The sequence below is a fragment of the Nostocoides australiense Ben110 genome (assembly GCF_001050535.1).
Classification (GTDB): Bacteria; Actinomycetota; Actinomycetes; order Actinomycetales; family Dermatophilaceae; genus Nostocoides_A; species Nostocoides_A australiense.
This window is the reverse complement of the sequence record NZ_HG764815.1, coordinates 1,174,492-1,183,780: the sequence shown is the minus strand read 5'-3', so window position 1 is coordinate 1,183,780 and position 9,289 is coordinate 1,174,492. Positions and strand designations below refer to the sequence as shown.

Here is a 9,289-nt window from a genome sequence, read left to right as displayed (position 1 = left end):
CGGCCGCGCCGCCGAACTCGGCGCGCAGGTCGTCCACGGCAGCGACAACCCGTTCCTGTCGTGGGCCGGCGCGGCCCCGACCGTGCGCCTCGTCGACGGCGCCCAGATCGCGGCCGGCTGGCTCGACGGCGAGACCCTGCAGCCGTTGGACTGCGAGGGGGATCCCACCGGACCGCTGCGTGCAGAGCGGCTGATCGCGGGCGTGTATCGCAGCCTCGGGGTCTTCATGGCCGAGCGGCTGGCGGTGACCGGCGCGGTGCGCATCGCCGGAGCCAGCGTGGCGACCGGCGACCTGTTGCGCGGCTGGACCGAGCAGATCGCCGGCATCGACCCCGGAGCTGAGACTCTCGCGCGCTACCTGACGGACGCCGCGGTGCGACCACCACCGGGGGAGAAGCATCTGCTGCCGGGCGGCATGACGACCCCGCTCGAGAAGGTCGCGGCCCAGCTGCCCGTCACCCTGCGAACGACGGTGCGGCACATCAGTATCGACGGCGCAGGTGTCGTCGTCCGGAGCGAGACAGGACAGATCCGCGCGCGTCACGTCATCCTCACCGCGCCGCCCAGCGTCGCTCACGCCATCGACCTGCCTGACATGCCGGCCGCGCAGCGCGCCGCAGGAGACCAACTGCGCGCCATACCCGCAGCCGTGGCGATCCTCCCTCTCGGTGAGGCAGCGGCCGGGGACAGCTTCGCCTACGTCCCCGGCGTCGGTTTCCTGACGGCCAACGACGGACAGGAACACGCGACCCTCGTGGCGAAGGGCGCCCCGGCATACCGCCTGCGCGGCTGGACCCGCGACCGCGCGGCTTGGGCGAAAACCGTTACCGCGCTTGGAGTCCAGCCCGACAATCGCCGCGAGGTGATCGTCCGTGAGTGGCACGACGACCCGCTGGCCGGCGGCGGATTCACCGCACCGGTCGAACCCGCGGGCGACGCTGCGCGGCAGTGGCGGACGCCCGTGGGCGGGCGCCTCCACATGGCGGGAGAAGCAGCGTGGGCCGACGAAGGGCATCCGTACGTCGACCGCGCCTGGCACAGCGGCCGCCGCGCCGTCGACGCGATCCTGGAGGAGTTGTCCCGATGAACCAGACCCTGCACGCCGGGTGGTATCTCGTCGCCACCGAGGACGAGCTGACCGCCGATATCACCCCACTCGACGTCGGTGGCCGCCGGCTCATGGTGACCCGCACCGCCAGCGACGACGGTGACGCCATTTTCACGCTCGCCGACGCCACGTGTCCGCACCGAGGCGCTCACCTTGGCTATGGCGGTGTGCTGGACCGGGATTGCGTCGTCTGCCCCTTCCACGGCCGCCGGATCGTCGTCGGTGAACACCCGACGCGGCCCTTCGTCAGCACGCACCCGACCCTCCAGGTGGGGCCCCTCGTCTTCGCCCGGTTCGCCACCGATCCGGTCGGGGACTGCGACTTCTCCGTCGACTTCGCCGGCCTCGTCGCAGACCGCGAGATCCGCGTCGCGGTGCACGCGGTGGTCGACATGCCGGTGGAGTTCGTCGTCGAGAACGCCTTCGACTCCGACCACTTCAGCGCAGTGCACCAGGTGCCCGGCCTCGGCCCCATGACCACAACGGCCCTGCCCTCCGGAGCCTTGCGGATCAGTGGCGACTTCCGCACCATGGCCGACCCGTGGTACGACATGCGCTATGCGGCGGCACTGAACGACTTCGTCAGCGACTACCGCGGAACTCCCACGCGCAGTTCGGGATTCGAGGCGACGGCATACAGCCCGACGATCGTCTCCACCGCGTTCGGCGAGGGACCCCGGCCGCCGTTGATCGTCACCATGGCGACCCCGACGAGCGAGGGCGTGCACATCCGGGTCGCGATCGTCGGCGGCGCGCACGACCCGCTCGACAGCATCGCCGTCGGCGCCAAGATCGCCATCGCCCAGGACATCGCGGTCTGGAAACACATCGACCCCGACGCTCCGTGGCAACTGGACGACCTCGACGCCGGAGTCATCGCCTTCCGCCGGTTCGTGGCCGACTTCCCGCCGGCCGCCAGCCCGGCCCCGGCACCGTCAGGAGCCTCCGCATGACCGGCCCGATCGCCTGGCTGCACGGCTACACGATGTCGTCGCGGGTCTGGGAGCCGCTGTGGGACCTCCTGCCCGGCCGCGACCACCTCGGGATCGACCTGCCCGGCCACGGATCCAAGGCGAAGACCCCGATGCCGCGCAGCATGTCCGGCTGGACCGACATGGTGGCTGCCGAGATGCGAGCGGCCGGCAGCACCGAACTCGTCGGGCTGTCCTTCGGTTCGAGCATCGCCCTGCAGGTGGCGGCCGACCATCCCGATCTCGTGCGCCGCCTCGTCCTGGCAGCGCCGACCCTCTCCGGTGTCCCGGACGACCCGGCGGCACGGGCGAAATACTGGATGCTCGCCATGCGCATCGGCGAACTCGGACCCGGCCCCGACATCGCCCGGATCTGGATGACCGACCCCCCGCGGATCTTCACCGGCCTCCGCGAGGTCCCGCAGCGGTATGCCGCGATGGCCGACATCATCGCCGGACACCCCTTCGGCGAGCTGCGCTCCGGCGCGATGGCCACCTTGTCCAGTCACGTCCAGGACGCCGCCGTGCTCGGGCGGATCCGGGCCGAGGTGCTGCTGATCGTCGGCACCGACGACATGCCCCAGTTCATTGCGAACACGGACACCATCGCCCAGGCGATCCCGGCGGCCCAGGTCAAGATCATCGAGGGCGCCGGGCACCTGCCGCTGCTGGAACGCCCCGAGGTGAGCGCCGGGCTCATCGCCGGATTCGTCAGCGCCTGACCCGCGAGCACGTGGCTCTGGGAGAGTTCATAGCGGTGCGCCTCGCGAACGTTGCGAGGCGCACCGCTATGAAGTGGCATTGGGCGGAAAACTGCGGGCCGCAGACGACCGTGATGGCAAGGGGGTGGCGGGCGGTCAGGGGTGGCAGGCGGTCAGCCGTATGCCGCCTCGCTCGCCCCGTCGCTGCTGAGCGGGAACCGGCGGGCCCAGCAGATCAACTCGTCGCGCGAGGACAGGCCGAGCTTGCGATAGATATTGCCCAGGTGGGTGTCGATCGTGCGTTTGCTCAGGAAGAGCTTGCGGGCCACCTCACGGTTGCTCAGCCCCTCGAGGACCACGACGACGACCTTGCGCTCGGCCGGCGACAGCTGTGAGGGGCCGGGCTCGTTGGGGCTCTCCTTGGGCACCAGCCCCAGTTCGGTCCCGACATCGGCGAGCGCCCGCACCCGTCGCCCGGCCGCCGCCGGCTCGATCCGGTCCCAGCGCCGCCACCGGCTGGCGAAGTCGTCGGTCACCTGGTTGTGGAAGTCCGTCAGTCCGCCGGCCCGGAAGACGCGCACCAGGTGCGGCAGCCAGTTCAGCAGCGACGGGTTCTCGATGCCGGCGCGGGCAAGGTCCCGCCCGCTGCCGAAGAGATAACGCACCGCCACGTCGGTCTCGCCGTGCCGCAACAGGGTGCGCCCGCAGACATAGGCGCGGTAGGCGATCCACAACGGGTGCACCGCATCCGGCAGGGCCGCGGCCAACGCCTGGGCGTCGGCCGGCTCGGCGCCGGCGACATCCTCGGCGTCGATGTGCGCCAGCGTCCAGACGCACACGTCCATCATCGTGGTGGCGTTGAAGCGGGCGAAGTTGGTCTTGGCGAGTTCGGCCTGCTCACGGGCCCGTCCGAAGTTGCCGAGGCGCAGTTGGGCCTGGGCGCCGATGAGATAGCCCATCGCGCAGTCGGCGGCCTCGTTCTCGGCCGCGGTGAACGCCGCGATGGCTGCCCACCGGGCAGCGGCCTCGTAGTCGGTGAGGAACAGCCACGCGGCGGCGATCCGGCTCGCGAGCGCAGCACCGACGCCCAGCGGCCCACCGAGCGCCTCGGCACATTCGCTCAACGCGGCCAGCCGAGGGCTCGCCCGGTGCCCGATGAGCGCACACACGGCGAGATAGCTGGCATAGGTGGGCCCGGTCTCGGCCGCGGCGACCACACCGCGCAGATAGGTGGTCGGGACCGTCGCCATCCGGCCGGAAAGGAAGGTGGCGTCCAGGCCGCTCCACGCCCCGTCGGCGGCTGGCGCTTCGAGGAGCAACTCGACCGTGGCCGGTGATTCGAGGGCCAGCCACGCGGAGGGCCGGGCGCCGTCGAGTTCGGCGAGCACCGCCGGGTCGGTCAGCCATTCGCGCTGCCGGTGCAGCGCCGCCCAGTCCGAGCGCATCCATACGGCCAGCTGCGCCGCGCGGGCCCAGGCGATCTCCCCGGGATCGCTCGATGTGGCCTCGAGGTTCTGCGCCACCTGCAAGGCTCGGTCGAAGGCGTCCTCGAAGAGGGCGGCGGTGAAGATGTCCTTGGCCAGCAGCATCCGCCCGGCGACATCGTCACCGACGAGGGAGTGCAGGGCGAACAGGTCGACGGCCTGGGCGCGGTGGGCCTCGAGGAGACCGCGCGCACAGCTCGCCGCCCGGCGCCGGATGTCCTGACCCGCCTGGGCAGCGACCACCCGGTGCACGATCACCTGCGCCTCCGGGCTGTCGGGCGCCAGACCGCTCTCGCGCAGGAACCGCTCGAGACGCCGCGCCGTGCGCGGCAGGATGCCCAAGGCACCGGCTGCCTCGGCCGCGTCCACGGTGTGACCGGCGAGCGCCATGACCAACGCCAGGGCGACGGCATCGGGACCCTGCCGCAGCAGCTGCGGGACGGCGGAACTCTCCAGGGCATTGGCGTAGACGTGCGGGAAACGCGAGTCGGTGACCTCACCCTCGATCGCGGCGGCGCGGCATACGGCGGTCGTCAGTCCGGGACTGCCGGCGCAGAAGGCGGCCGCGCGGTCCAGCTCGTCCGCACCCGTCCACCGCGCCGCCCGCTCCAGCGCGTGCCGCAGCCGCTCGGGGGAGGGCGACTGCACGTCGATCCAGTGCACCTCCGGGTTCATCGCGACCAGCGTCCCGACCGCGTCGATGTCGGCGGCCGGGGCATACCCGAGCAGCAGGCGCGTGCCCCGCAACCGCGCCAGCTGGGCCCACACGACCAGCGCATTCGCCGAGGAGGTGGACAACTGCTGGACGCTTTCGACGATGAGCAGCGCGGGCCCCTGCACCTGCGCTGTCAGCTGATCGAGCAGGCCGCCCATGTCGTCGGCCGTCATGGCCAGGCCGTCCTGCTCGCCGTCGCGGGCCGCCTCCTGCACGATGCACCGCTGATCCCCGTCGGGCCGCGGCGGCAGCGAGTGCAGCCAGAAGCCGGGCAGGTCGCTGGCCGCCGCGACCCGCCGGATCGCGGAGTTGACCAGTCCGCCGATGGGGCCGGTGATGACCACCGGTTGCAGATGCTCCGGATCGACGTTCAACAGCGTGCGGGCCCGGGCCGCCAGGTCCTCGTGCTCCTGCCGGTGCGCCGCGCTCGCCCTGAGCGTCGACGTCGCCGACGTGGTGTCCCCCTGCACGATCCCTCCTCGGTGTCCAGGTCGAGAGGGCCCTGCTCCCTCTCGTGTGTAACGCGATCTGACTTGCCTGGGAACCTAACAACCCGCCAGCGCCCCCACCAGGCGATTTGGGTAAAAATCAGGTTAGGACTTGGTTAGTTTCTGCCCGGATCGGGGAGTCCGCGAGGCTACCCACCGGCAAGTTGCCCACTTCGCGCGTCGCGGCGCCCGAGAGATCGTCCACTGTCCATCGACGTGCGGTAGCGCGGACGCCTGCCGTTCACCCGGCGGCGGCGCAGCGGGCGACGGTATGGCGGTGCGGTCGCCCCAGGCGCGCGACGTAGGCTGAGCGGGTGTTGCGGACCGCGGTGAAGCCGAAGTGGCTCGCGCTCCTGCTGCTCGCGGCGCTGATCGCGATCGCCTTCGTGCAGCTGGGGCGCTGGCAACTCGGCGTCGCCCACGACAAGGCGCGCGCCGACGCGATCGCCAAGGCCGGCGAGCAGCCGGTGGCCGAGCTGACAACCCTGCTCACGCCGCATACCGAGTTCCCCGCGGCGGCGGGCGGCCGCCTGGTCACCGCCACCGGACGGTATGCCGCGGGCCAGGTCCTCGTCGCCGGTCGCCTCCTCGGTGGGGTGGACGGCTACTGGGTCATCACCCCGCTGCGGCTCACCGCCACCGGGGCGACCTTCCCGGTGCTGCGCGGGTGGACCCCGCAGGCCGTCCTGCCGGAGCCGCCCGGCGGTGAGGTGACCGTCACCGCCAGCCTCGCGCCGGGCGAGTCGCCCGCCGAGGGTACCTATCCGGCGGGCACGCTCGGCAGCGTCAACCTCTCCGAACTCGTCAACACCTGGCCCGGTGACCTCTACAACGCCTTCGGGTTCGCCCAGCGCGAGACCCCCGTGAGCGACCCCCAGGCTTCCGACGCGCCCGCCCCCCTCACGCGCGTGCCCCCACCGCGACCGGACACCGGGGTGCAGTGGCGCAATGCGGCATACGCGCTGCAGTGGTGGGTGTTCGCGGCCTTCGCCTTCTTCCTGTGGGTGAAGATGGTCCAGGCCGACGCCCGCGGCCCTGCGGTCCGGGGCGCGGCCGGCCCTGCGCCCGAGCATGCGGCCGGCCCTGGCGCCCGGCACGGCGAACCCGAGCCACCGCATACCCAGCCCCGACCCGACCCCGACCCCGACGTGCGCGTCAGCGCCGGCAAGCAGGAGCAATGAGCACCCCGACCACCGACCGCGATCCCAAACTGGCGAGCGCACTGAAGTTCTTCGAGATCATGGCGTTCATTGTCGGCATCGGCCTGCTCGTGCTGGTCGCCGAGATCATTTTGCGCTACGGCTTCGACAACCACGCCCTCGACTGGTGGCCGCAGCCGCACGGCTTCCTCTACATCGTCTATGTGGCCGCGACCGCCAATCTGGGCTTCAAGGCCGGCTGGTCGCTGCCGAAGATGGTCGGCATCATGCTCGCCGGATGTGTGCCCTTCCTGTCCTTCTGGGTCGAACGCAAGGTTGCCGCGGAATTCGCGGCGACTAGCATTCCGGCGTGACCACCGCCCGCCGTCCCGTCATCGTCGTCGACTTCGGCGCGCAGTACGCCCAGCTGATCGCCCGCCGGGTGCGTGAGGCACGGATCTACAGCGAGGTGCTACCGCATACGGCGAGCGTGGCCGATCTCCTCGCGCGGGACCCGCAGGCGATCATCCTCTCCGGTGGCCCGTCGAGCGTGTATGCCGAGGGGGCCCCGGCGCTCGATCCCGCGCTCCTCGAGGCGGGGGTGCCGGTCTTCGGCATGTGTTACGGCTTCCAGGCGATGGCGCAGGCGCGCGGGGGCACGGTGGCGCGAACCGGGTTGCGCGAGTACGGGCAGACGCGGGTTGAGGTGGCCGACACCGAGTCCACCCTCTTCCGCGGGCAGCCGCGCGAGCAGTCGGTATGGATGAGTCACGGCGACTCGGTCACGGAGGCGCCCGCGGGGATGCGGGTGACGGCATCGACGGCGGGGGCGCCGGTGGCCGCCTTCGAGGACGACGAGCGCCGGCTGTATGGCGTGCAATGGCACCCCGAGGTGCTGCACTCGACGTTCGGTCAGGAGGTGCTGGAGCACTTCCTGTATGCCGGGGCGCGGCTGACCCCCGACTGGGACGCCGGGTCGGTCATCGAGGAGCAGGTGGCGCAGATCCGCGCGCAGGTGGGGGACAAGCACGTGTTGTGCGCCCTCTCGGGCGGGGTGGACTCGTCGGTGGCGGCGGCATTGGTGCACAAGGCTGTCGGCGATCAGCTCACGTGCGTCTTCGTCGACCACGGGCTGCTGCGCGAGGGTGAGGCGGAGCAGGTCGAGGAGGAGTTCGTCGCGTCGACGGGCATCAACCTCGTCGTCGTCGACGCGCGCCAGCAGTTCCTGGATGCCCTTGCGGGAGTTAGGGATCCGGAGGAGAAGCGCAAGATCATCGGGCGCGAGTTCATCCGCGTCTTCGAGCAGGCCGCCCGCGACGTCGTCGGGCACGCGGCCGAGGACGGGCACCCGGTGGAGTTCCTCGTGCAAGGCACGCTCTATCCCGACGTCGTCGAATCCGGCGGCGGGTCGGGGACGGCCAATATCAAGAGCCACCACAACGTCGGCGGGCTGCCCGACGACTTGCAGTTCTCGCTCGTGGAGCCGCTGCGCGACCTGTTCAAGGACGAGGTGCGCAAGGTCGGGCTCGAACTCGGCGTGCCCGAGGCGATCGTGTGGCGCCAGCCCTTCCCCGGTCCCGGGCTGGGCATCCGGATCGTCGGCGAGGTCACTGCGGACAACCTCGCCACCTTGCGCGCGGCCGACGCCATCGTGCGCCACGAACTGACGAGGGCCGGCCTCGACCGCGACATCTGGCAGTGCCCGGTCGTGTTGCTGGCCGACATCCGCTCAGTGGGGGTGCAGGGCGACGGCCGCACCTACGGCCACCCCGTCGTGCTGCGCCCGGTCTCGTCCGAGGACGCGATGACGGCCGACTGGACCCGGGTGCCGTATGACGTGCTGGCCCACATCTCGAACCGGATCACCAACGAGGTCGAGCAGGTCAACCGGGTCACCTTGGATGTGACGAGCAAGCCGCCGGGGACGATCGAGTGGGAGTGACCCCGCAGCCGCCGCCGCGCTCCGCGTTCCGCGACGCCGCCGATGTCCTCCTCGTCTTCCTTGCAGGGCTCGTCCTGCTGTCGGTCATCGTCGTGCTGGCGCTGCGCACGGACGCCGGCATCCGGCTCGACCGGGACGTCGTCGTCTCCTTCGAGGTCGACGAGTTCCGTCCGGGCCGGATCACCGCGCTGCTGCAGGAGATTCGCATCCCGACGATGCTGTTGCTCACGCTGATCGCGATGCTCGTCGTGCTCGCCCGGCGGCTGTGGCGCGTCGCCCTGGCGCTGCCGCTGCTCGTCATCTGCGCCAACCAGACCACCCAACTGCTGAAGCTGCGCTTCCTGACCGATATGCCGAGCGATCCGGCTGTGCGGGTGAGCATGCCGAGCGGGCACTCGACGGCGGCGATCTCGCTGGCCGCCGTGGCCATCATCGCCGCGCCGCGCATCCTGCGGCCGTTGGTGTGCCTGCTCTCGGGCGCGATCGCCGGCGGGGCCGGGCTGGGCACGATGGCCGAGCGGTGGCACAAACCGGCCGACGTCATCGCTGCGGTCGGTGTCGTCCTGATCTGGGCGGCGGTGGCGACCCTCATCGGTGCCCAGTGGGTCGAACCGCTGCAGGTCCGGCCCGCGGGATTCGATCGGGCGGTCGGGCACAGCGCGCTGGCCGTGCTCGGCGTCGCCGCCGGCGCCTTCGTGCTGCACCGGCTCGGCATGGGGCCGGTCCCGGGCGCTCGCGCGG

The 9,289-nt window shown here is 71.5% G+C and carries 8 protein-coding genes; 7 read left to right on the top strand and 1 reads right to left on the bottom strand.

The annotated features are described in order from the left end of the window. The 3 genes from BN11_RS05695 to BN11_RS05685 all read left to right on the top strand — a co-directional run. On the top strand, positions 1-1,087 hold a 1,087-nt coding region (locus BN11_RS05695), incomplete at its 5' end, for a flavin monoamine oxidase family protein (RefSeq protein WP_048695608.1). After that, the gene (locus BN11_RS05690; RefSeq protein ID WP_048695605.1) at positions 1,084-2,061 is read left to right on the top strand and encodes a Rieske 2Fe-2S domain-containing protein; all 978 of its coding nucleotides are present in this window, start codon (positions 1,084-1,086) and stop codon (positions 2,059-2,061) included. The genes BN11_RS05695 and BN11_RS05690, both read left to right, overlap by 4 nt. Continuing rightward, on the top strand, positions 2,058-2,801 hold the full coding sequence (locus BN11_RS05685) for an alpha/beta fold hydrolase (RefSeq protein WP_048695603.1): 744 nt from the start codon (positions 2,058-2,060) through the stop codon (positions 2,799-2,801). The genes BN11_RS05690 and BN11_RS05685 overlap by 4 nt, the downstream gene beginning before the upstream one ends. Before the next feature lie 152 nt (positions 2,802-2,953). Here BN11_RS05685 and BN11_RS05680 read toward each other — a convergent pair whose 3' ends face one another. Next, positions 2,954-5,449, bottom strand: a complete 2,496-nt coding sequence (locus BN11_RS05680; protein ID WP_048695599.1) for a helix-turn-helix transcriptional regulator — start codon at positions 5,447-5,449, stop codon at positions 2,954-2,956. A gap of 332 nt (positions 5,450-5,781) precedes the next feature. Between BN11_RS05680 and BN11_RS05675 the strand changes: the two genes are divergently transcribed. The 4 genes from BN11_RS05675 to BN11_RS05660 form a co-directional block, all read left to right on the top strand. Next, positions 5,782-6,648, top strand: coding sequence for an SURF1 family protein (locus tag BN11_RS05675; RefSeq protein WP_053084016.1), 867 nt, complete (start codon positions 5,782-5,784; stop codon positions 6,646-6,648). After that, positions 6,645-6,980, top strand: a complete 336-nt coding sequence (locus BN11_RS05670; RefSeq protein WP_048695596.1) for a DUF3817 domain-containing protein — start codon at positions 6,645-6,647, stop codon at positions 6,978-6,980. Before BN11_RS05675 ends, BN11_RS05670 begins: the two co-directional genes overlap by 4 nt. Next, the gene (guaA, locus tag BN11_RS05665) at positions 6,977-8,548 is read left to right on the top strand and encodes a glutamine-hydrolyzing GMP synthase (RefSeq protein WP_048695594.1); all 1,572 of its coding nucleotides are present in this window, start codon (positions 6,977-6,979) and stop codon (positions 8,546-8,548) included. Before BN11_RS05670 ends, guaA begins: the two co-directional genes overlap by 4 nt. Further along, positions 8,545-9,289, top strand: a 745-nt coding sequence (locus BN11_RS05660; protein ID WP_048695591.1) for a phosphatase PAP2 family protein, incomplete at its 3' end; no start/stop codon positions are given. The genes guaA and BN11_RS05660, both read left to right, overlap by 4 nt.

Coding starts and splice junctions, on each gene's coding strand:
- BN11_RS05690 (WP_048695605.1), top strand. CDS start 1,084: ATGAACCAGACCCTGCACGCCGGGTGGTATCTCGTCGCCACCGAGGAC.
- BN11_RS05685 (WP_048695603.1), top strand. CDS start 2,058: ATGACCGGCCCGATCGCCTGGCTGCACGGCTACACGATGTCGTCGCGG.
- BN11_RS05670 (WP_048695596.1), top strand. CDS start 6,645: ATGAGCACCCCGACCACCGACCGCGATCCCAAACTGGCGAGCGCACTG.